Below are 24,068 nucleotides of genomic sequence, written 5' to 3'. Positions count from 1 at the left end.
GCCCATCCGCTTCTCTACGGCAACGGTCACTTTGTAGTGCCCGGGGTATGACGTTAGCAACCGCTGTCCAATATCAGGCGGAAACTTCAGAGTCGGAGTTGATGCATGGCGGAACGACGCATGTCGGTTGCGACGCACTGGGGTAGTTATATCGCCGTAGTCGATTCCGGCCACCTGGTGCGAATCGAGCCGAGGCACGATGACCCCGTGCCATCGCCGATCGGCCCCGGAATGGTGACAGCCGCCGACGACAGCGCTCGCGTCTTGCGCCCCGCGGTGCGCAAGGGCTGGCTGAACGGCGAGCCGCGCGCCCACGACACGGCCAGAGGTACGGACGCCTTCGTGGAGGTGAGCTGGGACGATGCGATCGCGCTGGTGAGCGATGAACTCCGTCGAGTTCGTTCACAGCACGGAGACAGCGCGGTGTTCGGCGGGTCCTACGGCTGGGCGAGTGCGGGCAGGTTCCACCACGCGCAGGGTCAGCTCCACCGGTTCCTGGCGCTGGGAGGGGGATACACCGACTCTCGCAACACCTACAGCACCGCGGCGTTGGAGGTCATCCTCCCTCATGTGATCGGCGGCCATCCGTGGAGCTACCAGTCCCGGATGCCGATGTGGGGTGAGATAGCCGAGAACTGTGAGCTTGTGGTGGCGTTTGGAGGGCTTGCCCTCAAGAACAGCCAGATCAACCCTGGTGGGCTGGCCAGGCACCAGACGCAGAACCTGCAACGCCAGTGCCGTGAGGCTGGGGTGCGGTTCGTGAACATCAGCCCCATCCGCAGCGATACCGCCGGCTTCCTCGACGCCGAATGGTTGCCCGTCATCCCCAACACCGACACCGCCGCGATGCTCGGCATCGCACACACGATGCTGGTCAACGGGTGGCACGATGAGGACTTCCTTCGCCGGTGCTGCGTCGGGTTCGATCGCTTCACCTCCTACCTGGTCGGCGAGCTCGATGGCATCCCGAAGGATGCTGCCTGGGCAGCGAAGATCACGGGAATCAGCCGCGACGCGATCACCGACCTCGCCGGCCGCCTCACCACCCAGCGTTCTCTCATCATGGTCAACTACGCGGTGCAACGGGCAGACCATGGTGAACAACCGATCTGGATGTCTGTCGTACTGGCCGCCATGGCGGGCTCGATGGGTCGGCCCGGCTGCGGCTGGGGCGCAGGGTACGCGACGATGGACGCGACAGGCGTTGCCCCAGATCGCCCCTTCGTGGGGACGATACCCGAGGTTTCCAACCCTGTTCCGGATTTCATCCCAGTGGCAAGGATCGCCGATGCCCTGCTGCACCCGGGCAAGACCATCGACTACGACGGCCGGCGCCTCACGTTGCCCGAGCTTCGCCTGATCTACTGGTGTGGAGGGAACCCGTTCCACCACCACCAAGATCTCCACCGGTTGGCGCGCGCCTGGCAGACCCCTGACACGGTGGTGGTTCACGAAGCCTGGTGGAACACCACGGCCAAGTTCGCGGACATCGTGCTGCCCGTCGCCACCAGCCTGGAGCGCGACGACTTCGCCGCCGGATTTTCGGACCCCCACATCGTCGCGATGCCGAAGGTCCGCGAGCCGGCGGGCGAGTCGCGCACCGATCACCACATCTTCGCCGCCTTGGCCTCCCGGCTCGGGTACGAGCGGGAGTTCACGGAGTCGCGCTCCGAGATCGAGTGGGTCCGACACCTTTACGAGCAGACGAGGGCCAAGCTCGGCGGCGATGCCGCGTTGCCGAGCTTCGACGACTTCTGGCGCAGCTCCACCGCTGAGCTGCCGGCGGCGACCGGACCGTTCCCCGGCAGTTTCGAGGACCTCCGCTCAGATCCGCAGCGTTTCCCCCTGCTGACGCCGTCGGGCCGGATCGAGATCTTCTCCGAGGAGATCGACTCGTTCGGCTACGACGACTGCGCCGGGCATCCGAAGTGGTTCGAACCAGTGGAGTGGCTTCGTGCCGATCTGTCGGACCGATTCCCGCTGCATCTGATCTCGAATCAGCCGGCCTCACGCTTGCACAGTCAGTACGACAACGGTGGCCGCAGTCTCAGTTCGAAGATCGGTGGTCGTGAGCCCGTGACGATGAATCCGTTGGACGCTGCGTCGCGCGGCATCGAGAGCGGCATGATCGTGCGCGTCTACAACGATCGAGGTAGCTGTCTCGCGGGCGCGGTCCTGTCGGACGACGTCATGCCGGGCATCGTGCAACTGTCCACGGGGGCGTGGTGGGATCCGGTCCAGCCAGGCCTGACCGGAACGTTGGACCGCCACGGCAATCCGAACGTTCTCACCGCAGATCGGCCGTGCTCGCGTCTGTCCCAAGGACCGAGTGCTCTCAGTGCGCTGGTCGACGTTGAGCGCTACGACAGCCCTCTTCCCGAGGTGCTCGCCTTTTCACCCCCAAGCCTCGAGCATTGAGACTGGAGGAGGCCGTCAGCGGGAGCGTCGGCGCGCTGCCGGATCGTGTTCGGCGGTGATACGGGCGGAGGTCTCCTCGCCCAGGCGAACGTAGCGGCCGAGACTGGCCAGGTGCTGGTGGCGGCTCTTGGCCTGCAACTCCGGCGCGGTGCGCCCGGCCTGGGCCAGATGTTGGAGCGCGCTGTGGCGCAGTTGGTGCAGCGTCCAGCCCTGGCCGTGCGGGTCGAGCTCGGCGGAAGCGGTCTTGAAGAGGTACTCGGCGCGCGGATAGGACAGCCGGCCGCGGCCGGTGACCGGGCAGATGTCGGCGGCCGCAGGCGCGCGTGGCCCGGAGACGGGAGCGCGCCGGTCGGCGAGGAAGACCGGCCCAGTGGTGCGGCCGTTCAGCAGGCGCGGCAGCAGCCGGGCGGTGGCGGTGGCCCAGTGCACGTATTCGATGGCGCCGCCCTTGGAGCGGACGCGGGCGCGGCGGGACTCGGTGTCGAGGTCATCGACGTCGAGGGACAAGATCTCTTCGGCTCGGGCGGCCGTTTCGTACAGGAGACGCCACAGGAGTCGTTCCCGCACCGGGTGGCGGCCGTCGATGAACAGTTTCTCCAGCCGGACGAGGGGGATGGCTCGGTCGCCGCGGTGGGCGGTCTTGCGCCGGCTCAGGCGGCGGGCCGGGTTGGTGGCCAGGAGGTCCTGGCGCTGGGCCCAGGTGGTGAAGGAGACCAGGGCGGACAGGTGCCGGTTCCAGGTGGCGGCCGCGGCGAGATGCCAGCGCTCCATCACCGTCGCGTACTGCTCGGGAGTCAACTCCACGACGGGGTGGCCCGGGCCGGTGACGGTGGTCAGGCGAGTGAGGGTGTCGGCGTAGCCGGAGCGGGTGGTGGCGGTGGTCAGGGAGGCCAGGAAGCGCTCGACCGCCTCCTCCGTCGTCACGCCGGTTGTCGGGTGCGCGGGGTCGGCGGGCCGGCCAGGGAAGGTCACGACGGGCACCGGGCTCCTCCTCTGCTTCGCCGCGGGCACTGTGACATATGACGTTAGCGAGTCGTCCTTCCGTCGGCGGCCGTGGAGCTGGGCGGGCGCGCCTCGCACGATGCGCGTGTGACAGGTAATCGAGATTCTGTGTCGCAGGTTACTCATGCCTCACCACCACGCTATATCACACCGAGTATCTCTACCCTTACTGTCGGCTAGCCGCCTGGCGGTGATCATTCGATCCCCGCGAAACGGCGAAGGCGAGGTGGCAAAGGTTGCATCCGACTCCGCATGAACAGGGACGTCTGATGACCGGCCGGGCCGTACTGACGCCCTGGCCGGTCCGCCGTCCTGGTCACAGCTCTGGCCCCGGACGCCCTGCAACGGGACCGTCTCCTGGAGGAGGCGTACATCATGCCGTGAATCCGTGTCGCCGGTCACCGCGCCCTCACCCATACGACGTCTCGCGGAACGTAACTGCATTTCTTTCGGATGCGGCTCAGTGATGGGCCTCAAACAGGAAGGAACCACACCATGTCGGACTCGTTCGCAGCTCACGCAGACATGACCACTCTTCAAGATCGCAAGTACCGCCAGTGGTTCAGGGGCGCCGACGTCGACGGCGACGGGGTCATCACCCGGCAGGACGTCCTGCTGATGGCCGAGCGCTACATCGCCGCTCGTGCCGCGTCACAGTCCCCGACCGCCCATCGCCTCACCCAGGAGCTGGACGCGTTCTGGACTCACGTGATCGCCCCGATGGATCAGGACGGCGACGGGAAGATCGACCTGCGACAGATGACCGAAGGGTTCCGGCGGGCCCTGACTGACCCCGGCCTGTACCCGCAGCAGATCCAACTGGTGGCCGACTGCTATTTCGACCTCATCGATCTCGATGGCAACGACAAGATCGACCAGGAGGAGTTCCAGCAGATCTTCGGCCTGGCCGGCAACATCTCCTTCGGGCACTGCGCCGAGGTTTTCACAGCCCTGGACCTGGACGGCTCAGGCACGCTGGATCGCGCCGAGTTCCACCAGGGGCTCGCGGAGTTTTTCTACGGCAACGACCCGGACGCCCCCGCCAACCACCTGTTCGGCAGAATCGCGGACTGACGGCCCCTTGCCGTGCGGGCGAGGGCGTCAGGGCCGTGTTCCAGGAGCACGGGGCGGGAGGTCGAATAGATGACACAGTTGGCCGGCAACTCGTCGAACTTGATGATCTTCTCGTGATAGTCGGGGTCGTTGTGACCGATGAGCTTGCCACCAAACATGAGCCAGTCGGCGAATCGGCCTGCTCGATGATGACCGCATCCCCGCCTTCGACCGCTGGCGGCAAGCTGAGCGGCATCGCTTCCGGCATCGCCGCCGACGTTGAGGCATGGGCCCACCTGCTGCACGGTGGGCCTCGCCAGCGAGCGCGCAGCATTCAGACCGTCTGGAGCTACCTCACCGAACTCCAGCCCGTCCTGCTCGACTGGCCAGGCATCTACGATCACCTTCGCGAGGTCACCCACGACGACATCGTGACCATCACGGACACCCTGCAGGGCGCCAAACGGGAGAACACCATCGTGGCACTGCGCTCGCTCATGCGCTTCTGCCGCCCGTCAAGCGCTCCTCGCTTGGCTGAACTACCGGCGCAGCCACTGGCCGAACACCGCCAACCCACACCCGCTGCTCACCCAGCACACCGCGATGGAGACCTCCCCGGTCGGCAAGCTCTGGGGCACCAACGCCGTCCGGGGCCTGACCGCCACTCTGGAGCGCCTTCGCATCGACCGCCAACTCGAAGAGGCTCTGACCCGCAGCCCTGATCCCCTGCATCTGGCCGGCGTGTTCGGCATCGACGACAAGACACCCATCCGCCATGCCAACGCCGCCCGTCACCTCCTGCAGACCGCTGCGGAAACGCCCGAACCAGCCTGACACCATAGGCGTCGTGATCTCCGCGGATGAGTTTGTCAGCCGAAGCCTGCTCCAGGTGACGGTGTCCTGGCACACCCACCCCAGCGACGACCAGGCCTCACTGGTGCACATGTGGTTGCACATGAGTGATCTCGGCCCGGTCCGCGTCCACACCGCCCCCGACGCCTCGCTCGAGCTGACGCTCGATCAACCACACGACTCCTACGACATGGACGAGTACGGCCAGGTCATCGTCGGTCCCGCCCCAGTTGATCTCCTGATGAGCCGATTCATCGGCCAGTCGATCCGAGCCGTTCACAGCATCATCGACCACCGGATCGAGACGGAGATCGGCCTCCGACTAAAACTCGATCACGGAGAGGCGCGCATCCTCAACCTGGGCGACGAACTGGTCATCACCGACACTGCCCTGCCGGACGCGCTCGAAGCCGCCCTCCGCTGACACTCCCTCGCGACATCCATGCGCTGAACCCACGAAGCGAACAGGCCCTCAGATGCCGAACCCACGTGAGTTCCCGCTGAAGAAGTTCAGTTCGCGTGAACTCTGGGCTTTCGTGGCCCAGTACTCCCAAAGCTACGGCGAGCCGCAAAGCATCTGAGAGTAATCGCCTTCACGCTCTGCGAGCGTTCGCGCACACCTGGGCGACGGCCACCGCTGAGCCGGGGCTTGCATCATCGGGACGGCGAGAGCCCCGGACGTTGACTTTGTCGCAACCTATGACGCATCCTATTGCTACAAAGCTTGCGACAAAGGAGACGCTATGACCCGCGAACCGCTACCGGACACCGGCCCGCCGACGCGCACGACCGATCTGCGCATGGCGGGCGAGTGGCTGGCCCGCCACGACCTGGCCGACACCCACCCGACCCCGCTGCTCGCCAGCCGGCTGGCGGTCCGCAGACGCGCCCGCCTGGCCACTTACGTCATCCTGGCCGCGCTGATCGTCGTGAGCGCCCTCACCGCCGTTTCCGCTTTCGGCGGCCTCCAGCCGCATCGCCCGCTGCCGCTGCTGGCCCTGGCCGCGTCGGTGGCCGGGCTACTGCTGGCACAGTCCCTGCTCGACCGGTGGGTGCGACGCGTCGACCAGCGGGCGGGCGCGACGCTGTCGCGCCGGGCCACCCATCCGATCCACCCCGGCTGGCGGACCGTGCTCGGCCGGCCGTACGCCATTTTCGCCGTCGCCACGTTCGCCAGCGCGATGGCACTGGCCGCAAGCGCCCTGGCCGTTCCCGACCCCACCGTGCGGCAGATGGCCGTCGTCGTGCTGATCGGCCTGCTCGGCGCGACGGCCATCACCGCCCTGCAGCTGCGCCACCTGCTCAGGTTCCCGGTCGTGGCGGAGGACGAGGAGTCGCTGACCGCCGACGTCATCATGCGCGTCGAAGACGCCCGCGAGCTCACCACGCCGAACGTGCAATGGACGCTGCCGGTGGTGCTGTTCGGCACCGCGCCCGGCTGGTGGAATGCCGCCGCGGTCGCCTACCTGGTCCTGAGCCTGGCCGCGTGTGTCGCGCTCCATGCCAGGACACCGTCGTGCGCGACGGTGGCCCAGCGGGCCATGAGCGTCCGATGATCATCATTGATGCGGCCTCGCCGGTACCGCCGTTCGAGCAGTTGCGGGCCCAGCTCGCCCGGCAGATCCAGGACCGCACGCTGGCCGTGGGCGCCCGGCTGCCGACCATCCGCCACCTGGCGGCCGACCTCGGCCTGGCCGTCAACACGGTCGGCCGGGCCTATCGGGAGCTGGAGGAGGCGGGGCTGATCGAGACGCGCGGGCGGGCGGGCTCGTTCGTGTCGGCCGCCGGCGAGGAAGGCCGGGAGCGGGCCCGCCGGGCCGCCGCCGACTATGCCGCCGTGATCTCCAGCGTCGGCCTCGACGCGGCCGAAGCGCTCCGCATCGTGCAGGCGGCTCTGGCGGCCGGTGCGGCGGCACCGGCCTCGTCATGACCGCGACCCGGCCGCGGGGATCACGGGAGTCCGGGGTCGGAACGGCGGATGGCGGCGAGTCCGCCGCGCTGGCCTGCTAGAGCCTGACGAAACGGGCGTGCCCGCAATGCTCCGGCAACCCCCGCTCTTGGGCGGGCATGGGCTGGAGCCGGTAGCGGGACATGCCGATCAATCTACTGATCAACACTGAAAAACCGGGAGACCACTATGTCCGACGGTTCCGCGTTTCCTCCCCGCCCTGAACGACGGGGCCTCCACGCTATTAGATACTCGGTGACCACGCATCCGCCTCGGCTCACCCGCGCCCATGCCACGCCGTTGCTCCTGCCCGTACCTGCCGGACACCCCTCCCGAACGGTTCTGGTGCTCACCGACGATGGACGCCTCACCTACGCCACCCCGCAGGCCGTGCTCGATGGACAGGCCGGACGCATCGTCGTCACCCGAGCCGAGTTGCTCGACGCGGAGATCCGTGTGCTGCCCGACACCGGCGGCCGTCTCGCCTCCGGTTGGACGACGTGCTCGACTACCTCAACGAATGGCTGGCCAGCGAGCATCTGACATCCGCTTCGGACCCCGGCGACGCACCTGAGCAGGGGATGGCGACCTCAGGCAAGCAAGGAGCCGCCGGCGAGCCCACCCACCGTCGCGGCGATGCCAGGATCGGTGGTCGATGACGGTGTGATCAACGAAGAGCAGGTATGTCGGCTGTTCACCGGCATAGCCGAACGCGTGAGGGCCGAACTCGGGCACGGGCGGCGAGTCCGGCTCCAGGTGAGCCACCACTCTGTGGACCCGACGTAGGGAAAGCTTCCCCCGAGCCGAGGTCTTGGCCGTGTCATGGAAGGGAAGCACTGAGGTGCGTATCTGGAGGAGCGATGGCGGTACAGCCGGCCTACTGGAGCAAGTTCCCCGCCCGCATCCGGGCGCACGGACACCCGGAGAAGGCGATCACGGACCCGGTCCTGCCCCGGGCCGCTGTGCAGCGGTTGCTGCGAGAACGGCCAGACCTGCGACAGGAGGTACACCAGCAGGTCCTGGCGCATCGCGGGGCGGTCCTGCGGAATGTGGTCAACCCCGCTACCCGCACAAGCTCCATGCGATGTGCCAGCAGCACCGGTGGTCGCTGGAGGAGGTCATGTCGTGGCTGAAAGACTTCCCCTGACCTTCAGTCGCCAGTGACGGAGATCCACACGAGGTATGAGCAGTACGTCGAACGTCAGAAGGCGGAGGCGCAGGCCAAGGTTGAGCGGGACCGGCAGCGGGCGGACCTGGAGCGGCGCCAGCGGGACGAACTTCGTCAGCAGGCGGACTCCACCCGGAATGCGGCGACCACCCTGCTGGAGTTGGAGGCGCTACAAGCGCGGTTGAGGCGGGAGGGGTACGCCGGTGCCGACGCGCTCAGTTTCACCGAGACGCGCAAGGTCGGAACGGGTGAGGTCGTCGCCGCGTCCGTCCACAAGGTCACGTGCAAGCTGAAGACCGTGCCGGGCCCGGCCAAGCTGGGCTTCAACCTCCAGGCGCCGCCCTGTTGTCGCCGCCCTCGTCGTGAGCCTGGTGGCGGTGGCGGTGGCGGTGGCAGGGCTCACCGTCTGGCTCGGTGGCACCTGCAGAGATCCCTCCGCGCCCGTCACCCCGGCGCCCCTCACCCAGCCGTGCAGCTCCGACTGGCGGCCGATCCGGCAGGCGTCTGTCCACGTCATGCCGTGCATCGGGCGCAGCGCCGACGGCATCACGATCTCCGTCGAGGTCAAGGCGATCCCGCGGGACGGCGTTCCGGGTGAGGTGACCGTTTGGCTGTGGCTCATGCGCCGGGACCAGCAGGCGATCGAGGACCGCGCGTTCGATCGGACCAGGGACGAGTCGACCCTGCACCGCTGCCGGGTCCGCTTTGACAACGGAGACCAGGTCGAGAGGTGCGGGCCGTTCACGCTTGCCCCTCCTGCTGGGGACGGGGAGTACACCACCTCCACCAGCGCCCGCTGGCATGACGCCGTCTACCCGCCCGGCTGGGAAGATCCCGGATTCGCCGGCACCCAAGGCGGCTTCCTGGTCTGGAAGGAAGCCGGCTGATCGCCGAGGCGGGCCGCCCCGCGCCGCCGCCGGACGGCCACGCCGGGCCATGATCTCTGGCCACCGGAGCGAGACACCCACTTCCGCCGGTGGCCAGACTCGCCCGCATGATCGAGAACATCAGCGCGGCCAGGCAATGGACCGGCCGGACCGCGCTGGTGTCATCAGTAGTTGAGGCATGCCTTGGGCCGGTTACGGTAGCCCTGCGCCCAGTCGCTGTTGGTGATCGGCCACGTCGTGGCGCACCAGCGCTGCACGCCCTTGCGGTTGTTCACCCACGAGACGGCCTCGCAGGAGGTCGCGATGCACGCCCGCTGCCTCCCGCGGATGGGGCTGCCGTCTCTGGTCCCGGTGGCGATGATGTTGAGGTCGGTTCTGCGGTTGCATTCGATGTACGCGCGGAGCTTGATCTTGGATCCGGTGTTGACGCTCACATAGCTTCGGCACCTGGCTTTGACGGTGCTGAGCCTGGTCTTGACCGTGACGGTGTACCACTTGCTCCATTGTTCCGCGCCGGCGCGTGCGGTCCCCACGCTCGACCCGGCGACAGCGGCAGGCGCTGTCATCGCCTCGGTGGTGACGACCGCAGCGGCGGCAGGAGCGAGGGGGAGAGAAACGTTGACGGCCAAGACGGCGGCACCGAGGACGGCGCGTTTACGCACAGACATCATTCTCCTCAGCCAGAAGATGACGGCAAGACTGATTGATGCGATCAAGTCCTGCCACGTGTCGTTCTGGCGATACATCGAGATATCGTGGGACTCTTCCCAGAGATAGTGGCCCGAGGATTGTTTGGCAGCCCCCTTCGCCCGGCCAAACAATTACTGTCGGAGGGCTTTCCGCCCATGAGGGTTCCCCCGCCGATGCCGATTCGCACGACAGCATCGCGCCCTTGCCGGAGATGCCGCCGCTCGCCGACCGATCGAGCTGGCCGGCCAGCAGCCACCAAAGCGCAGTAACCCCGACAACCTACGCAGAGCCGCCGCGGCCAAGAAGGCCGCCGCCATTCAGCGAGCCGAGCAAGGGCTGCGCGACGTGATCCGCCGAGGTGATCGGATCACTTTCCGGGCACTCGCTCAAGTCGCAGGTGTCTCCCTCGACCTTCTCTACCGTCACCCCGACTTGCGGCGTCGCGTCGAGCAGCTCCGCGACCAGCAGCGGACCACCGCACCGTCCGCGCAGGCCCGAATCGATCCCGACGAGCCCAGTAGTGTCATCCGCACGCCGGCAAGCCAGCTCACCGACCTCAAGCGGCGTCACCGCGAGGAGATCACCGCCCTGAGGCAAGCGCTGGAAGCCTCCCACGGTGAGAACCTCGAGCTCCGTCGTCGTGTCGGCCACCGAAAGGCCGGCGACGCCATGCGCTCGGAGCGGCATTCACCAGCCGAACCGGCAGGGACGGCTCATGAGGGGACGCAAGCCGATGCGTCCATGGACGTCTACCTTGGGATGACGGCCTTTCCACAGGTCAGAGCCCGATGGCCCCTTCTGTCACGTGAGGCATGTCAGCTGCTCTTCACCTTGTGCTGCGTCGAGGACCCCAGGACCCAGACGTGGATGCCCAGATCGCAGAAGCGCGAGCGACAGGGTGCGGGGAGGGGGCTGTTCAGTCACGTGTATAGGACCGCGCACCGCGTTCGGGTCGCGTATCCCGGCGTCGGGGTGGTGGTGTTGTCGCGGTACTCGGATGCGTCTGTTGCACCGACAGGTGGCCGCCGTCCTGTTCTAACCGGGTCCCGGCTGACCGGACCGGACGGCCCGGCCGGTCCCAATAAGATCATCCGCATCGTAGCCTTACTCCGGGCCGCCGTCGCCCGCTACCGCTTCGGGCGTCCAGCCGCCATCGCCGTCGCGCTCTACCTGACTGCCGCCGCCGTCGCCGCCGGGTACGACGGCGGGCGGTGGTTCGTCGTCGTCGCGGCGGCGGGTTTCTGGCCGTGGGACGACGGGGCCGGGCTCCTGCCGGCGGCGATCGGCGTGCTCAACGCGTGGGCGCTGTGGCAGATCCTGCGCGGTCCGGCCGCGTCGCGCGCTGGGACGCTGCCGCGTGATGTGGTGTGGCTGCGGCGCCTGCTCTACGCGGACGTGGCCGGCGACTTGCTGCTCTGGGAATTCCTCGACGACGTGTCCGACGTCGCGGAGTACGCCGCGAGCTGGGCCGTGTGGGCCGCCACCATGGTCCTGCTGGTGCGGGCCTTGGCCGGCGGGGTATCGGCCCGGTTCCGGATCATCGCTCTCGGGCTCGGCCTGACCGGGGTTCTGGCCGCGGCGCTGCGGCCGTTCGCCGAGGTCCCGCTGCTGACGTCGTCGCTCTTGGTGGCGATGGCGACCCTCGGCTGCAAGGCGATGATCATGGCCGGGCAGGGACGCGACGGGCGGTTCAGCGCCGTCACGGTCGCCATCGGCTGGACCGCCCTCCTCGTCCCGCAGGTCTACTCGCTGCTCCAGGTCGGACGGGTGGCGTTCGACGGCCTGTCGTTCGCGGTGCACGCGCTCGACGGGCTGATCGTCGTGTGGGCGGCGCGTACCGCGCACGAGCTCGCCGCGCCCGGGCCGGGCGTCGCGGTGCCCGGAACCGGGCGGACGCCGTGGCTGCTCGCCACCGTCGTCGTGCTCGTGCTGCCGATGGCCGTGGTCGGCGCCGAGGGGGACGCCCGGCTCACCTACACGTCCGCGGACGAGGGCTGCCGCGACCGGCTCCAACCCGCGGCCGGCCTCGGGCCCGAGGAGCGGCGGAGGTCGTTCCTCTGCGTGGCCAGGGATGAGACCTTCGCGGCGGACTCGATGTTCCCCGAGGACCTGGCCGACCAGCGCGTCCTCGCCTACGGCTCGCAGCTGTGCGCGCTGCCCGGCGACCGGGAACGGAACGCGCTGCACGAGCGGGCGGGCGGCACGGCGGACACCATCGAGCTGGCCGCGGCTCTGGAGTACCTGTGCCCCGGCATCGTCGCCCGGCAGAACGCCGAGGCCGACCGCCGGCAGGCCGAGCGCGACCGGCAGGAAGCCGCATGGAAGGCCGAGGCGAACGCCCGGTGCGCCGACCCGTGGCCCGGGGCGCGGGCCAGGCGGCAGGGCACGGCCGCGTACATGCTGTCTGAAGGCGGCGGCTATGCCGTCTTCGACGACCGTGACGACAGCGCAGGCGTTCCTGAGGATATCTACGGCGGCGGCGACGAGACCGCCGACATCTTCGACGCCGTTGAGGACGGCTTCATCGACGTCGTGGGCAGCAGCGCCGCCATCGTGACCAACGGGGACGCGGCGATGTGCTTGACGGTCAAGGTATTCAACCGCGCCCCGCCGCTCCGGCTCACCGGCTGGGACCAGGTAGTCGAGGTGGGCATCGCCAGCCGCAGCGGCCGCCTGGTCGTGCCAACCTACCCCGAGGGCGGCGGCAGCGGGGCGGCCGGACCGCTGCCCGACCTTGCCGTCGCCGGTCCAGGCCACTACCGCCTGCGGATCTATGCCCGCACGCTGCCATGGGACGAGAACGACCCCGACGCGCCGCTGGAGGAGCACCTGCTCGTCGTCTATCCCGGCCGTTCGACGGACAAGGTCGTCCACCGCCTGCGCGGCTGACCTCGCCGAGGCCGAGGTGTCCATGGACGTCTTCAACGCCATGGCCGAGATCCGCATGGCCATGACCACCTTCGAGGCCGTCCAACCCCGCTCCATCGCCCGCACGGAGTTCGCCACCATGGCCCAAGCCGCCGACGGATGCATCACCAAGGTCGCCGGCCGCGACACGGTCGGCCCACAGACGGTCCGGCCCGAGAACACCAGCCTCCTCACCCAGATGATCACCTACCTCGAAGCCCGGCTCACCGAGCCGGCAGCGGGCTGACGGGGACCGTCATCGCGTCAAGACAGCCGTCCCGGACTCGCCGCAGACCCACGACCGGCCCAGAAGCCCCGTCATGACCCCGCTCGAACACACCCTTGCCAGAGCCCTCACCGAGATCGTCATCAGGCTGGACCTCAGCGACGACGCTGCCATCACGCCCGCGGCCACGATGCAGGTGATCGAGCCGGTGGCCGTCCTCCTGCAGGATCTGTCCGAGCAGGACCGGCAAGCGCTCGCCGACCTGATCAACCAGTTCGCGCATCAGGAAACCGGCCCTGAGCGGCGGCTGACGGCCTGGGAGGCGCCCGAAACCCTGGGGCTCCTGGTCTGAGAGTTCAGTCGCGGCATGCCTGAGATGACGCGGGTCATCGCCCCTCGCCCGTGAAGGAGCACTGCTCACTCCATCCCAGGAGCCTCTTGACGATCCCCCAGGGCGGGCTGTTGTCGATGATGCAAGCCTGATCGACGCTGAGGGACACGCCGGGCAGTTCGCTCGCGGCCTGGGCCACGGCCGACGAATCCGCACCCGCCCTGATCCGGGCGCGGAAAGACTCGGGCATGTCCGTGGGGGTCATCGCCTTCAGGAGTTGAGGGTCGTCCTCGTGCTGGCGGCGGAAGTTGTCCCAGGCCTGCTGCCGGTCCTCAAACCTGATGCCCTCCACTTCGGGCCGGGCCTCCAGCTCCCGCTGGAGATTCATCCGCTCTGACCTGGTGATCCCGCCGCCCGCGCAGCTCGGAATGGGGTCGCCGTCCTTGCAAAGGAAGACCGAGACCTCGGGCCCTCCAGACGGCACCGTGCCACTCAGTGACATGGCGACGATGCTCTCCTGCGATTCCGGCGAGGGCGCGGCGAGCCTCACGACTCCGAGGGCCGTCACGGAGACGGTCAGGACGACGGCGGCGACCCTGACCAGGCCCCCTCCGGAGCTGCGGCGCGGCCGCGGGGCAGGCAACGGACGATCATCGTCCCCGACGATCTCCGCGCGAGCCGCCATGGCGTCGCGGAGCCGCTCTTCAATGCTGTTCATGCGTTGTCTCCCAGTTCGCGAAGGAGCCTGGCCAGGGCTCGGGCGGTCATGGACCTAACGGTGCTCTGCCTGACGCGCATGACCTCGGCGATCTCGGCGTCGGATAGGTCGAGGTAGTAGCGCATCACCAGGGCCTCCCGCTGGCGGCGCGGCAGGCGAGCCAGTGCGAGCAGCACCTCCCGCCGCGACTCCCCGATCAGCGCGGCGGTCTCCGCCGAGTCGGCCAGGCCCGCGACCGGCTCGACCCGTCGCAGCACGACCGCCCGACGGCGAAGGATCGACCGGGAACCATTGAGCACGCACGTCCTGACATAAGCGATCGTCGTGACTCCCGGCCGCCACTTGCCATGAAGCCGAGTGAACACGTCCTGCACCACGTCTTCGGCCGTCTCTTGGTCGCCGAGGAGCAGCACCGCGAACCGCACAAGACTGAGCCGATGCCGGCGATAGAAGGCGACCAGCTCAGCATCAGAGGATGCGACCGGCGGAGCGGACACCTTCGGTGCCGGCTCCGCCAGCCGCAAAATTTCGCTGTCCATGGTCTATGAACGCGCACCCCTACCGATCCGCTGCTCCTTCACGTCGAAATAGACCTGAGAGAGATTTCGTCGGCCCCCGCCGGTCGTCTCCGCCCCCAGTGTGTTCACCTCTTCGCCGTCCGCCAGCGCGATCACCGCGAAACGTTCGGACAGGTGATCCGCATCATCATCACCGAAAGGCCATGACGCTCCAATGCCCTGGCCAGGATCGGGATCACGCGCAACGGGCGTCGCAACTCCGTGGACGCCCACGTTTCCAGAACCTCCAGGTCGTCCGCTCTCCCGGACAGCCGGGGCCGCTCCGTCTCCGCCTACCTCAGCGCGAGCTGCCGCGGTCTTTGGCCGGAGACGCTCGGAGGTGAGGTCGGGGAGGTTCGTTCGGATTGTCGGTCGCCGACGAACGCACATCAAGCCAGGATCAATCGATGACGTCCCCGCCGTCTGAGCACAATGGCGCGGCGCCGCACATGGGCGATGAGCTTCCCATGCGCTGAGATCACGAGGCGATGAGCAGGCCGTGAAACTCGCGGGCCGGCAGATGATCCAGCCAATGGGACATGAGGATCATGCCCGGCCGCACGAACTCGTCTCAGACCGGCGGCGACCCTCTCCCGCCGCAATGACGGGCCCCCTGTCGATCAAGGCAGTGGTCCCGGAGAAGAAGGACCAGGCCGCCCACCGACGGAGGAAGGGCTGGCTGTGTAGGCGAGTTGCGGCAGCGTTTGTAGGTCAGCCGTGACAGCGTGGCCGTTGAGCGCTGCAGTGTGTCGCCGAGAAATGACAGCGCGCTTCTGGTTGCGGTGAGAGTATTGAGGTGCTGCAGCCCGCAAGGGAGCCGTCGTGCCTCGCATGTCGAAGATCGAGCTGTACGCGGCCATCCGCCGTGATTCTCGCGCCGGCATGGCCAGTCGAGCGCTCCAGCACAAGTACGGCGTCGGCTTCCGCACGGTCCAGAAGGCGCTGGCTTCGGCATGGCCGACTCCGAGGAAGAAGCTACAGTCGCGGCCGAGTCGGCTGGACCGCTACAAGAGCTTGATCGACCAGATGTTGCGGGCAGACCTGGACGCGCCGCGCAAGCAACGCCACACCACCAAGCGGATCTTCGACCGCCTGCTGAGCGAGCACGACGCGGTGGAGGTGTCGTATCAGATGGTTCGCGCCTATGTCGCACAGCGCCGTCCAGAGATCCGGATCGAGGCGGGCCTCGGTCCGGTGGAGGCGTTCATCACCCAGTCGCATCGCCCTGGTGTCGAGGCCGAGGCCGAGGTCGACTTCGGCGACGTGACCATCCGTCTGGCCGGCGAACTGGTCAGGTGCGTGATGTTCTCGCTGCGGCTGTCGTATTCGGGCAAGGCTGTGCACCGCGTGTTCGCCTCCGGCGGCCAAGAGGCCTTCTTTGAGGGGCACATCCACGCGTTCAGAGTGCTGGGCGGAGTGCCGATCGGCAAGATCCGCTACGACAACCTCAAGGCCGCCGTGGCCCGGGTGCTCGGCTTCTCCCGCGCCCGTGTCGAAACCCCGTGCTGGACCGCTTTTCGTGAGCACTACGGCATCGAGCCGTTCTACTGCCGGCCCGGCAAGCAGGGCGCACACGAGAAGGGAGGAGTAGAAGGCGACATCGGCTGGTTCCGGCGCAACCGCCTGGTGCCCATTCCCGAGGTCGCCACGCCGGCGGAGCTGAACACGCTGATCGATGCCTGGGATGAGGCCGAGAGGAAGTCGCCCGGCACGAGCGCCTCCTGGCCAAGGCCGGCATGCGGCTGGAACTCGACCACTACCTGGAGGTCCTCCTCCGCAAGCCCGGCGCGCTGCCCGGAGCCACCGCGCTGGACCAGGCCCGTGCGGCAGGCAAGTTCACCCCTGTGCACGACCAGTGGTGGGCCGCAGCATGCAAGCCCCATGGCGACCGTGACGGGACCCGGGCCCTGATCGAAGTCTTGCTGCGGCCCGGGACGACAGCTCGCTGACCCGGTAGCGGCCGTCTTCGGCCATTACCAGGCCCAGGCAGGCCATAGCGGTCAGGAACTGGCTGCTGGATCGCTCGTCGAGATTGAGGACCTTGCCGAGTTCGGCGGCGCTCAGTCTCTCGGGGTGGCTGGACAGCACCGGTACCACGTTGAGGTCGATGGCCGCCGCCAGTACGGCGCCGGCGGATGAACCGATGATCAGGTCCATCAGATAGGACAGGCCCTGACTCTGGTCGCTCACGGCGACTCCTCCTAAAGAAGCGTTAATGCCTGACAAGTCAGCCGCATGATTCCCGAAAGATGTCGAGCCCATAAGGTCACAAGACGTCTGCCGGGGGTGCGGCTGATCCGTGACCTGTCCGCCTCTGGCGCCGATATGTGCCGGTAAGCCAGCGAGGTCGTTCAACTTTCCGACGATCTTGACGTACGGGGGAACAGGGCCCTTCCGCTCGACGGGCGGTCCCCGGCGCGCTGCCGCAACCAGGGCGTGCCACTCCACACGGCGCGCGGTTCACCAAAAGATGCCTGGTTTTGTTGGTCTGAACGGGCAGCGCTTGTAGGTGAGTTTCGACAGCGACTGGAGATCAACACGGGGCGAAATGTTGATGAGAAATGACAGCGCCCGCTCCGCCGTAATCATGCGGAAGCGGGCGCCGTTGAAATCAGGTGTCTGAGTAGCGCAGGGCCAGGCCGTGCTCGTGGGCAACCGCCAGCCCTTGAACCTCTCCAACCGGGAGGGGGCGGCGGCCAGCAGTGTGGTTTGCTCGCCCCGGCCCCGCCGATCACCGCTTGCACGCTGTGCCCCGCACGATGGGGGCGGCTCATCCTCGGTCGGCGATTTCGGCCGCCCACGCGCGCAGCCCGGCCAGGAAGCCCTCCCGCTGCTGGGGCGTAAGCGCGTCCATCGCGCGCAGGAGCGGGCCTGCCCGCATCTGAAGGAACTCCGTCACGACGGCGCGGTGCTCAGGGCTGAGGTGGACGAGCGTGCGCCTCCGGTTGGCCGGGTCGGGGGCGCGGTCGGCCAAGCCGGCCCGGCACAGGTCGCTCACCAGGTCGCTGGCGTTGGGCAGGGAGACGTCCAGCCGTGCGGCCAGTTCGGAGACGGTCAACGGGGAGTCGATGCCGAGCTGCGTGACGACCGCACCGTGGCGCCGGGTAAGGGAGTGGCTCTCGAAGACGGTGCGCAGGCCGTCGGGCATCCCCGGCGCGGGGTGCTGGCGGAAATAGACGGCCACCTGGGGGATCAATTCGAGGATCTCGCGCCGGGCCGCCTCGGAGTTGCTGGACATGGACACGAAGTATACAGTTCAAAAAATCAAACAGTTAAAGTATTTGAACCATGGAGGTGTCGTGTCGCAACAGCGTGCGCTCCGGGTCAGCCTGCGCGTCGACGGCGTCGGGACGGGGATCTTCGGTGTCTTCGTGCTGGTCAGCGGGCAAGGGCTGGCCGATGTGATCGGCGTGCCCGGCTCCTGGATCGTTCCCATCGGCGTCGGCATGCTGGGCGGAGCCGTCCTTCTGCTCGTCTTCAGCGGCCATCCCGTCCTGCCCCCTCTCGCGGTCGCGGTCAACGCCGTCGCCGGTATCGCCATGGTGGGGCTGACGGTCAGCGGCGTCCTGACGCTCACTGGGCTGGGCGTCGCCTTCATCCTGGCCGGGGCCGCCTGGGTGGCCACGTTCGCGGTCCTCGTGCTCGTCCTGCTGCGCCGGGCGGAGGGTGCCCGATGAAGATCGTGCTCTTCGGCGCCAGCGGCGGCACAGGGCGGGAACTGGTCGAGCAGGCGCGGGCGGCCGGTCATCGCGTGACGGCAGTGGTGCGCTCGCCGGGGGATCTCGCGGACGCCATCGTGGCCGACATCTTCGATTCCCCGTCGCTGGTTCCGCTCCTGGCCGGACACGACGCCGTTCTGTCGGCGCTGGGGCCGCGAGGGCGTACCGCGACCTCGGTCTGCTCGACCGCCGTAGCGGGGATCATCGATGCGATGGCAGGGGCGGGCGTACGCCGGATCGTCGCCATCAGCGCCCAGCCGGTGCTGCGCGGCGGGGCGGGAGAGCCATGGTGGCACCGCCTGACCACCCGGCCGCTGCTGCGGACGATCTACCGCCACGTCTACCGTGACCTGGAACCCATGGAGCGAACCCTCTCGGCCAGCGACACCGACTGGACAGTCCTGCGGCCGCCCTACCTCACCAACGACCAGAACATGACGAAGACCAACACCTCCAACGTCTCCGTCATCGACTACTTCGGCACCGCCCTCTTCATGAGCTCAGTGTGACGACGTCCCACCAGAAGCCAGCATCAGGACGTGCGGCAACCGACACCCCTGCCGCAGGACTTTCGGAGCTCGACATGAGCAGACAGCTCGACCTCGGGCCCGGCTCGGGCCTTGAAGTCCAGCAGGCCAACTGATCCACGCAGGGGGCCAAGGCCGTATGAGCGCCGTTGTCATCCCTGCAGAGATCCAGAACGACATGAAGGCGCTGTCAGCTGAGTCGTCTACCGCGCGGACCCCGGCCGCGCGCTCATCGCCGCCGGGGTCCGCGCCCCTTCATTCCTCCTTCTTGCACCCCTTCGGTGGAGAAGCCGGCGGCCCGGTCCAGCCCGACTCGGGGCCGCGGGCGTGGTAGCTCATGACCTCACCCTTGGTCGCCCCCAGAGCGGTGCGGGCCGCGTAGGAAACGCCCGAAAGTGTCTGCCCCGTCCCCGGGTCGAGGATCTGTCTGTAGTAGACCGGCAGCTCTTTGCGCGGCTTGTTGGAGTACACCAGGGAGCCTCCCGCTCCGCCGAAGTCCACGGATATGCCCCTTCTGCCCAGCGGATCCGTCACTGTGCCCACGACCTTGGTGGTCGGCAGATCGGCCAGGACGCGGATGATCGCGGCGCGCTGGGCGGGGGTGAGCGGCATGCCCAGGAGGTTCGCGGTGGTAGGCAGGAACTTCTCGAAAGGCTGCGTGAAGCCACGGCCGTTCCAGATCTCGTGGTAGGCGCGAAGCTGCTTCACAAGCTCGGCCGGATTGGTGGGGATCGCCGCCAGATCCACCATGGTGAACTCGCTGACCGTTGTGTCGGGATAGGTTCCCGTGGGATCCACCCTCAAGGTATACCTGCAGTCCTTTGGCTCATTGGCGACCGGGATCGAACCGCACGGCCCGCTGTTCTCGCAGTGGCCCTTGACCTGGTCAGGAGCTCCCGCGGCCCGCCAGTCGCGCTCGTCCTCGGCCGTGGCCGGGCGGGCGGCGTCCTGCCGCCACAACTGCCTGAGCACCAGGTTGGCGGGGTCGCGCGGCACCCAGGTCTCACTGCGGCCGACCACCACGAGCGTGTAACCGCCGCTGGACAGGTGGTTGCCGTCGATCCTCACATCGCGCCAGTAGGCGCCGCTTTCTGCGGGGAGCTTCTCGATCCTGTCGGCCAGGTCGAACAGTTCCTGGTTGGTTCTCGGCGGATTGAGCACGGCAGGGGCTGGTGCCAGATTCGTCACCAGCGCGAAGACCAGGGCCACGATCGCCGCCGTGGCCAGCGGCGCCCACAAGGCCCACAGGCGGGGTCGGGCCCGCGAGCCTGGAGCGGCAGCCGAGTGGGTCCGTCCCGGGCGCAATGGCCTGCGCGAGGATTCTCCCTGTGCCTCGGCGGTGGCCATCGACAGCATGTCGTCAGCGGAGATGCGTGATCCGCGATCCAGTGAAGCCGGGCGGGCTATGGCAAGCAGGTCCATCGCGTCGGGCTTGCGGCTCATCGGAGTTTCCTTCCTGGAACGGTCACGGGCTTTCGGGATGTGGTGGTACTGGTGACGTCGATCGCCGACTGCAGTCGGCGACGCGCTCGATGCAGTCGGACGAAGAAGGCCGCCTTGGTGCAGCCGAGTACCTCGGCCGCTTCCGTGGTGGATAAGCCATGCCAGGTGGTCAGGGTCAGGATCTCTTTGTCGGCTTCGGACAAGCCGGCCAGGGCTCGGAGTACGGCGACGCGCTCGATGGCATGTTCGCCCACGTCCGTGACGGCTTCTTCCATCCACGTTCTCAGTTCGGCTTCTAGAGATTCACGCCGAGTGGCCTGCCGGAAGTTGTCACGCAGAATGTTGCGAGCGACGCGGAGAAGCCATGGCAACTGCGCGTGGTCGGGGATGCTGTTCAGACGCCGCCAGGCCACCAGGAAGGTCTCGCTGACTACTTCCTCCGCGAGTTGATGTCCCGCGCGACTTGCCGCATAGCCGTACACCCGCGCTTGGTAGGTGTTGTAGAGCGCGGTGAAGCGCTCATGGGGGTTTGGCAAACTGGCTCCTTCGGCCGGGGGCAAGCGTTCGTAGAGCATGTGGTCCGAAGGAAGGCTTTCTTACATCCCGATTCCGCTTCTTCCCAACAGTTCGACCTCGGGCCCCTACCAGAACCCGACCCCGAGCGGGCGGACTGACCGACCCACGTCCCGCCTACGCCCTCTCCGGGGCCTTCTTTGGCTGGCGGCGCACGGTGTGGCCCTTCAGGTGCCCGTACGCTGTCGAGCGTGGCACCCCGAACAAGTCCGCGATCTGCTGGACGGGCTTGTCCCGCGTGTCGTACAGCTACTGGGCGAGGGCAGCCTGGTCGGCGGTGAGCTTGGGCCGGCGTCCGCCGACCCGGCCGCGGGCGCGGGCTGAGGCCAGACCGTCCATCGTGTTGGCCACGATCAGCTCGCGCTGCAGCTCGGCATCCCGGCGAAGGACGCGAACAGCAGCCTGCCGTGCCCGCTCGGGTCGCCCTAAAACCACACCTCATCCACCCTGTCCCAATACACGTGGACGCGATCTGTCCCGTACCGATCGATGAGTGCGGCGGCAAGGGCGCGGTCGCGCTGTAGAGGGACCACACCCGGATCCCGCCGCAGGTGGCGCCGACGGCGCGGGCCTGGGGCCGGGCCGACGCCCGTCAGGGCCGCCGGGTACGCTCGACCCCCACCGTGATCTCGTTGCCGAGCCTGTGCCCCAAGAGCAGTTCGAGGTCGTCGCCGCTCCAGAACCTGCCCGGGTCGTACCAGTTCGGCCGGCGTCCGGCGGGCAGGAGCCCCATCGCCTCGTAGGTGACGGCCACGACCTCGGCGCAGTAGGCGCTCTCCAGCGTCTGGTCCGTAGGGCGGCGGCGCGGGACGCGGCCCTTGGCCCAGCGGGCGGCCAGCCTGGCGGTGGAAGGGAACGGGGTGCCGTCGAGCCTGGCGACCGTGCGCAGGGCGGCGTCCTCCATCTCGGGCGTGGCCTCGGGGTCGAGTTGGCGGAGCCACGCGCGCTGGTCGTACCTGTCGGCCCACACGGTCACCGCGTCGCGCAGGTCGTGCAGTTGCACGCCGCGGTGATGGGTGCCCGCCCACAGGTCGAGCAGCGACTTGCCCAGTTCGGCGTGCCACATCATGGGTGGCAGGTCCTCGATGACGACGGCCATGCCGACGTGGTTGACCGGGCTGTTGGTCATCGTCTGGATGGCGCGGTCGGGCACGGACCGCCCGCGGAAGATCCACAGGTCGCCGGTCCGCGTCACCCTGACGGCCTCGTCGAGAGTCAGCACAGGGCTAGCCTAGGCATCATGCGGTGGTGGAAGATGCTGGGTCTGGCCGGAATCATGGGTGTCGCGGCCACGGGAGTGGTGATCGCCCGCGCCGAGCGGCGGCGGCGCGCCTACACGCCCGAGGAGATCAGGGCGCGGCTGCGCGAACGGGTGGAGGCCCGCCCCGGGCCTCGGCCGGAGGATCCTCAAGCCTGAGACGGCTCCCGCGTGAAGCTCAGCCCGAGGGGCGCAGGTCGTAGACGAAGACCACGTCGGGGTAGGCCGGGTTGTCGTCGTAGCCCTGCACCCCGCCCAGGTACGCCCGCCGCGACCTGACCACCCACGGCATCGCCGCGGCCGCCCGCTGGTCGAGCACCCAGGTCGTGGCCTGCTCGTACACCCGCTGCGCCGCGAGCTTGTCGGTCACCGTCAGTTCGGGCACGGTGTCGAGCATGGTGTCGAGCCGCGGGTCGTTCAGGTACGACAGGTTCATGACCGGCGGGTCGGCGCTGCGGAAGACCTGCCCGAAGTAGGAGTAGCCGTCGGCGTAGTCGGGCCACCAGTACATGACGAAGATGTCCTGGCCGCGCTGTTTGCCCAGCTCCCACTGCGCGTTCCAGTTCATGCCCCTGGCTTCGAGGGTGATGTTGAGCGGCTGCAGCGCGGCGCGTAGCCGTCTGACGAGCACCTGCTCGTCGGCCTCGCCCTCGCCATAGGTCAGGCGCAGCCGCAGCGGCGTGCCGCCGGGGCCGTACCCGGCCTGCTGGAGCAGGCGGGTGGCGGTGGCCACGTCCTGCTCGGGCGCCCGCGCGGGCACGTGACCCAGCAGGCCCTCGGGGATGACGCCGCTGGCCGGCATGACCGAGCCCTTGAGCGCCTGGACGACGCCCTGGTAGTCGAGGGCCTTCTGCACCGCCTTGCGTACCCGGATGTCCTTCATGGGGCCTTCGGCGGTGTTGAACAGCATCATCGCGGTGGTGAACGAGGGCCGGTCGGACGTGCGCAGCCCCGGCGCGGCCTCGGCCTGCGCGAACAGTTCGTGGTCGAGCCGGTCCACGAAGGTCGCCTCGCCGCGCTGCAACATCCGGTACGCCCGCTCGGGGTCGGGCACGGCCCGGTACTTGATCGTGTTGTAGTGCGGCCGTTCCCACCCGTCCCAGTACCCTTCGTACGCCGACAGGGTGAGCTCGTCCTCCTTGCCCTTGTTCCACTTCGTCACCGTGTACGGCCCCGAGCCCGCGTCACGGCCCTGCTGGAACCATTTGGCGAGGTCGGGCGCGGCCTTGGTGTCGTAGATGTAGGCCGCGTACCCGGCGGAGGCCACCAGGTCCAGCGGCACCGGGTACTTCAGCGCGAACGTCACCGCGAGCGGCCCCTCGACCCTGATGGAGGAGACGGCGTCCCAGATGTAGGAGGCCCCGGTCTTGGCCTTCATGGTGCGTTCGATCGACGCCTTGACCGCCTCGGCGTCCAGCGTCCTGCCGGTGTGGAAGGTGACGCCGGAGCGCAGGGTGAACGTCCACGTCCGGCCGTCGGCCGACGACCGCCACGACGTGGCCAGCCGGGGCGCCGACTTCTTGGTGACGGGGTTCCAGAGGGTGAGGGTCTCGTAGACGTTCTGGAAGGCGATGATCTCGTTGGAGTAGGACCGGCTGGGGTCCCACTCGGTGATGACGTCGGTGTTCTTGACGTAGACGAACGGTGCCTCCCCCGACGGTGCCCGCGGTGGCTCCGGAGGTGCCGAGCAGGCCGCGAGGAGGACCAGCGCGGCGGCCGCTGCGAGTCGACGGCGCAACGCATCTCCCTCTTTGACCGATGTACTCGGGAAACCTACTCCAAGATCACGAT

General features: G+C 68.2%; 28 protein-coding genes and 1 pseudogene. 16 read left to right on the top strand and 13 right to left on the bottom strand.

Annotated features, from left to right (window positions below; genetic code table 11):
* Positions 1-105: 105 nt before the first annotated feature.
* A complete protein-coding gene (locus tag ABD844_RS17440; protein ID WP_344878138.1) occupies positions 106-2,418 on the top strand; it encodes a molybdopterin-dependent oxidoreductase in 2,313 nt (770 codons plus the stop codon).
* A 15-nt stretch (positions 2,419-2,433) separates the two neighbouring features.
* Here ABD844_RS17440 and ABD844_RS17435 read toward each other — a convergent pair whose 3' ends face one another.
* Positions 2,434-3,399 carry a tyrosine-type recombinase/integrase gene (locus ABD844_RS17435; protein WP_344878136.1) on the bottom strand — a complete coding sequence of 322 codons (966 nt, stop codon included), beginning with the start codon at positions 3,397-3,399 and terminating at the stop codon, positions 2,434-2,436.
* Between the two features lie 516 nt (positions 3,400-3,915).
* Between ABD844_RS17435 and ABD844_RS17430 the strand changes: the two genes are divergently transcribed.
* Positions 3,916-4,494 carry an EF-hand domain-containing protein gene (locus tag ABD844_RS17430; RefSeq protein ID WP_344878134.1) on the top strand — a complete coding sequence of 193 codons (579 nt, stop codon included), beginning with the start codon at positions 3,916-3,918 and terminating at the stop codon, positions 4,492-4,494.
* Here the strand turns inward: ABD844_RS17430 and ABD844_RS17425 are convergent.
* Entirely contained in the window at positions 4,437-4,895 is a 459-nt protein-coding gene (locus ABD844_RS17425) for a hypothetical protein (RefSeq protein WP_344878132.1), read from the bottom strand. The genes ABD844_RS17430 and ABD844_RS17425 overlap by 58 nt on opposite strands.
* A 181-nt stretch (positions 4,896-5,076) precedes the next feature.
* Between ABD844_RS17425 and ABD844_RS17420 the strand changes: the two genes are divergently transcribed.
* From ABD844_RS17420 to ABD844_RS17395, 6 genes are all read left to right on the top strand, one after another.
* Positions 5,077-5,307, top strand: coding sequence for a hypothetical protein (locus ABD844_RS17420; RefSeq protein ID WP_344878130.1), 231 nt, complete (start codon positions 5,077-5,079; stop codon positions 5,305-5,307).
* 13 nt (positions 5,308-5,320) lie between these two features.
* Positions 5,321-5,749, top strand: a complete 429-nt coding sequence (locus ABD844_RS17415) for a hypothetical protein (RefSeq protein ID WP_344878128.1) — start codon at positions 5,321-5,323, stop codon at positions 5,747-5,749.
* 319 nt (positions 5,750-6,068) lie between these two features.
* Positions 6,069-6,881: a hypothetical protein gene (locus ABD844_RS17410; protein WP_344878126.1), complete on the top strand. Its 813-nt coding sequence runs from the start codon at positions 6,069-6,071 to the stop codon at positions 6,879-6,881.
* Entirely contained in the window at positions 6,878-7,255 is a 378-nt protein-coding gene (locus tag ABD844_RS17405) for a GntR family transcriptional regulator (RefSeq protein WP_344878124.1), read from the top strand. Before ABD844_RS17410 ends, ABD844_RS17405 begins: the two co-directional genes overlap by 4 nt.
* A 273-nt stretch (positions 7,256-7,528) precedes the next feature.
* Positions 7,529-7,816, top strand: coding sequence for a hypothetical protein (locus ABD844_RS17400; RefSeq protein ID WP_344878122.1), 288 nt, complete (start codon positions 7,529-7,531; stop codon positions 7,814-7,816).
* Positions 7,817-8,803: 987 nt separating this feature from the next.
* Positions 8,804-9,328 carry a hypothetical protein gene (locus ABD844_RS17395; protein WP_344878120.1) on the top strand — a complete coding sequence of 175 codons (525 nt, stop codon included), beginning with the start codon at positions 8,804-8,806 and terminating at the stop codon, positions 9,326-9,328.
* A gap of 164 nt (positions 9,329-9,492) precedes the next feature.
* On the opposite strand, the gene ABD844_RS17390 is transcribed toward ABD844_RS17395, so the two are convergent.
* Positions 9,493-10,074, bottom strand: coding sequence for a hypothetical protein (locus tag ABD844_RS17390; RefSeq protein ID WP_344878118.1), 582 nt, complete (start codon positions 10,072-10,074; stop codon positions 9,493-9,495).
* A gap of 175 nt (positions 10,075-10,249) precedes the next feature.
* On the opposite strand from ABD844_RS17390, the pseudogene ABD844_RS53155 reads away from it, so the two are divergent.
* From ABD844_RS53155 to ABD844_RS17370, 4 genes and pseudogenes are all read left to right on the top strand, one after another.
* Positions 10,250-10,519: pseudogene (locus tag ABD844_RS53155) on the top strand (DUF6262 family protein); the annotation flags it as partial.
* Positions 10,520-10,942: 423 nt separating this feature from the next.
* Positions 10,943-12,907, top strand: coding sequence for a hypothetical protein (locus ABD844_RS17380; protein ID WP_344878114.1), 1,965 nt, complete (start codon positions 10,943-10,945; stop codon positions 12,905-12,907).
* Between the two features lie 22 nt (positions 12,908-12,929).
* On the top strand, positions 12,930-13,172 hold the full coding sequence (locus ABD844_RS17375) for a hypothetical protein (RefSeq protein WP_344878112.1): 243 nt from the start codon (positions 12,930-12,932) through the stop codon (positions 13,170-13,172).
* A 73-nt stretch (positions 13,173-13,245) separates the two neighbouring features.
* Positions 13,246-13,503, top strand: coding sequence for a hypothetical protein (locus tag ABD844_RS17370; protein ID WP_344878110.1), 258 nt, complete (start codon positions 13,246-13,248; stop codon positions 13,501-13,503).
* 34 nt (positions 13,504-13,537) lie between these two features.
* Here the strand turns inward: ABD844_RS17370 and ABD844_RS17365 are convergent, their stop codons facing one another.
* Genes ABD844_RS17365 through ABD844_RS17355 form a run of 3 tightly spaced genes read right to left on the bottom strand, consistent with a single transcriptional unit; the run spans position 13,538 to position 14,991 of the window.
* Positions 13,538-14,200 carry a permease-like cell division protein FtsX gene (locus ABD844_RS17365; RefSeq protein WP_344878108.1) on the bottom strand — a complete coding sequence of 221 codons (663 nt, stop codon included), beginning with the start codon at positions 14,198-14,200 and terminating at the stop codon, positions 13,538-13,540.
* On the bottom strand, positions 14,197-14,739 hold the full coding sequence (locus tag ABD844_RS17360) for an RNA polymerase sigma factor (RefSeq protein ID WP_425568591.1): 543 nt from the start codon (positions 14,737-14,739) through the stop codon (positions 14,197-14,199). The genes ABD844_RS17365 and ABD844_RS17360 overlap by 4 nt, the downstream gene beginning before the upstream one ends.
* Before the next feature lie 3 nt (positions 14,740-14,742).
* Complete coding sequence (locus ABD844_RS17355; protein WP_344878106.1) at positions 14,743-14,991, bottom strand: hypothetical protein; 249 nt, start codon at positions 14,989-14,991, stop codon at positions 14,743-14,745.
* A 597-nt stretch (positions 14,992-15,588) separates the two neighbouring features.
* Here ABD844_RS17355 and istA point away from each other — a divergent pair.
* The gene (gene istA, locus ABD844_RS17350; protein ID WP_344878104.1) at positions 15,589-16,668 is read left to right on the top strand and encodes an IS21 family transposase; all 1,080 of its coding nucleotides are present in this window, start codon (positions 15,589-15,591) and stop codon (positions 16,666-16,668) included.
* Here istA and ABD844_RS17345 read toward each other — a convergent pair.
* On the bottom strand, positions 16,594-16,947 hold the full coding sequence (locus ABD844_RS17345; protein WP_344878102.1) for a methyltransferase family protein: 354 nt from the start codon (positions 16,945-16,947) through the stop codon (positions 16,594-16,596). The two genes, istA and ABD844_RS17345, sit on opposite strands and share 75 nt — an antisense overlap.
* Before the next feature lie 580 nt (positions 16,948-17,527).
* Complete coding sequence (locus tag ABD844_RS17340) at positions 17,528-17,995, bottom strand: MarR family winged helix-turn-helix transcriptional regulator (protein ID WP_344878100.1); 468 nt, start codon at positions 17,993-17,995, stop codon at positions 17,528-17,530.
* A 61-nt stretch (positions 17,996-18,056) separates the two neighbouring features.
* Between ABD844_RS17340 and ABD844_RS17335 the strand changes: the two genes are divergently transcribed.
* Both ABD844_RS17335 and ABD844_RS17330 read left to right on the top strand, forming a co-directional pair.
* On the top strand, positions 18,057-18,434 hold the full coding sequence (locus tag ABD844_RS17335; protein ID WP_344878098.1) for a hypothetical protein: 378 nt from the start codon (positions 18,057-18,059) through the stop codon (positions 18,432-18,434).
* Entirely contained in the window at positions 18,431-18,985 is a 555-nt protein-coding gene (locus ABD844_RS17330) for an NAD(P)-dependent oxidoreductase (RefSeq protein WP_344878097.1), read from the top strand. The genes ABD844_RS17335 and ABD844_RS17330 overlap by 4 nt, the downstream gene beginning before the upstream one ends.
* Before the next feature lie 273 nt (positions 18,986-19,258).
* On the opposite strand, the gene ABD844_RS17325 is transcribed toward ABD844_RS17330, so the two are convergent.
* From ABD844_RS17325 to ABD844_RS17310, 4 genes are all read right to left on the bottom strand, one after another.
* Entirely contained in the window at positions 19,259-20,446 is a 1,188-nt protein-coding gene (locus tag ABD844_RS17325) for a hypothetical protein (protein ID WP_344878095.1), read from the bottom strand.
* Positions 20,443-21,021, bottom strand: coding sequence for an RNA polymerase sigma factor (locus tag ABD844_RS17320; protein ID WP_344878093.1), 579 nt, complete (start codon positions 21,019-21,021; stop codon positions 20,443-20,445). Before ABD844_RS17320 ends, ABD844_RS17325 begins: the two co-directional genes overlap by 4 nt.
* 247 nt (positions 21,022-21,268) lie before the next feature.
* Complete coding sequence (locus tag ABD844_RS17315) at positions 21,269-21,454, bottom strand: hypothetical protein (RefSeq protein WP_344878091.1); 186 nt, start codon at positions 21,452-21,454, stop codon at positions 21,269-21,271.
* A 157-nt stretch (positions 21,455-21,611) separates the two neighbouring features.
* Positions 21,612-22,238 (bottom strand): hypothetical protein, encoded by a 627-nt coding sequence (locus ABD844_RS17310; protein WP_344878205.1) that lies wholly within the window; start codon positions 22,236-22,238, stop codon positions 21,612-21,614.
* A gap of 21 nt (positions 22,239-22,259) precedes the next feature.
* Between ABD844_RS17310 and ABD844_RS17305 the strand changes: the two genes are divergently transcribed.
* Positions 22,260-22,436 (top strand): hypothetical protein, encoded by a 177-nt coding sequence (locus ABD844_RS17305; protein ID WP_344878211.1) that lies wholly within the window; start codon positions 22,260-22,262, stop codon positions 22,434-22,436.
* 19 nt (positions 22,437-22,455) lie between these two features.
* Here the strand turns inward: ABD844_RS17305 and ABD844_RS17300 are convergent, their stop codons facing one another.
* Entirely contained in the window at positions 22,456-24,015 is a 1,560-nt protein-coding gene (locus ABD844_RS17300) for an ABC transporter substrate-binding protein (RefSeq protein ID WP_344878089.1), read from the bottom strand.
* Between the last annotated feature and the right edge of the window lie 53 nt (positions 24,016-24,068).

This window comes from Nonomuraea antimicrobica (genome assembly GCF_039536965.1).
In the GTDB taxonomy this organism is placed as follows: domain Bacteria; phylum Actinomycetota; class Actinomycetes; order Streptosporangiales; family Streptosporangiaceae; genus Nonomuraea; species Nonomuraea antimicrobica.
This window is presented reverse-complemented; position numbering and strand designations above follow the sequence as displayed.

Coding starts and splice junctions, on each gene's coding strand:
- istA (WP_344878104.1), top strand. CDS start 15,589: ATGTCGAAGATCGAGCTGTACGCGGCCATCCGCCGTGATTCTCGCGCC.
- ABD844_RS17430 (WP_344878134.1), top strand. CDS start 3,916: ATGTCGGACTCGTTCGCAGCTCACGCAGACATGACCACTCTTCAAGAT.
- ABD844_RS17390 (WP_344878118.1), bottom strand. CDS start 10,074: ATGTATCGCCAGAACGACACGTGGCAGGACTTGATCGCATCAATCAGT.
- ABD844_RS17365 (WP_344878108.1), bottom strand. CDS start 14,200: ATGAACAGCATTGAAGAGCGGCTCCGCGACGCCATGGCGGCTCGCGCG.
- ABD844_RS17325 (WP_344878095.1), bottom strand. CDS start 20,446: ATGAGCCGCAAGCCCGACGCGATGGACCTGCTTGCCATAGCCCGCCCG.
- ABD844_RS17320 (WP_344878093.1), bottom strand. CDS start 21,021: ATGCTCTACGAACGCTTGCCCCCGGCCGAAGGAGCCAGTTTGCCAAAC.
- ABD844_RS17440 (WP_344878138.1), top strand. CDS start 106: ATGGCGGAACGACGCATGTCGGTTGCGACGCACTGGGGTAGTTATATC.
- ABD844_RS17360 (WP_425568591.1), bottom strand. CDS start 14,739: ATGGACAGCGAAATTTTGCGGCTGGCGGAGCCGGCACCGAAGGTGTCC.
- ABD844_RS17375 (WP_344878112.1), top strand. CDS start 12,930: ATGGACGTCTTCAACGCCATGGCCGAGATCCGCATGGCCATGACCACC.
- ABD844_RS17420 (WP_344878130.1), top strand. CDS start 5,077: ATGGAGACCTCCCCGGTCGGCAAGCTCTGGGGCACCAACGCCGTCCGG.
- ABD844_RS17370 (WP_344878110.1), top strand. CDS start 13,246: ATGACCCCGCTCGAACACACCCTTGCCAGAGCCCTCACCGAGATCGTC.
- ABD844_RS17410 (WP_344878126.1), top strand. CDS start 6,069: ATGACCCGCGAACCGCTACCGGACACCGGCCCGCCGACGCGCACGACC.
- ABD844_RS17340 (WP_344878100.1), bottom strand. CDS start 17,995: ATGTCCAGCAACTCCGAGGCGGCCCGGCGCGAGATCCTCGAATTGATC.
- ABD844_RS17405 (WP_344878124.1), top strand. CDS start 6,878: ATGATCATCATTGATGCGGCCTCGCCGGTACCGCCGTTCGAGCAGTTG.
- ABD844_RS17305 (WP_344878211.1), top strand. CDS start 22,260: ATGCGGTGGTGGAAGATGCTGGGTCTGGCCGGAATCATGGGTGTCGCG.
- ABD844_RS17330 (WP_344878097.1), top strand. CDS start 18,431: ATGAAGATCGTGCTCTTCGGCGCCAGCGGCGGCACAGGGCGGGAACTG.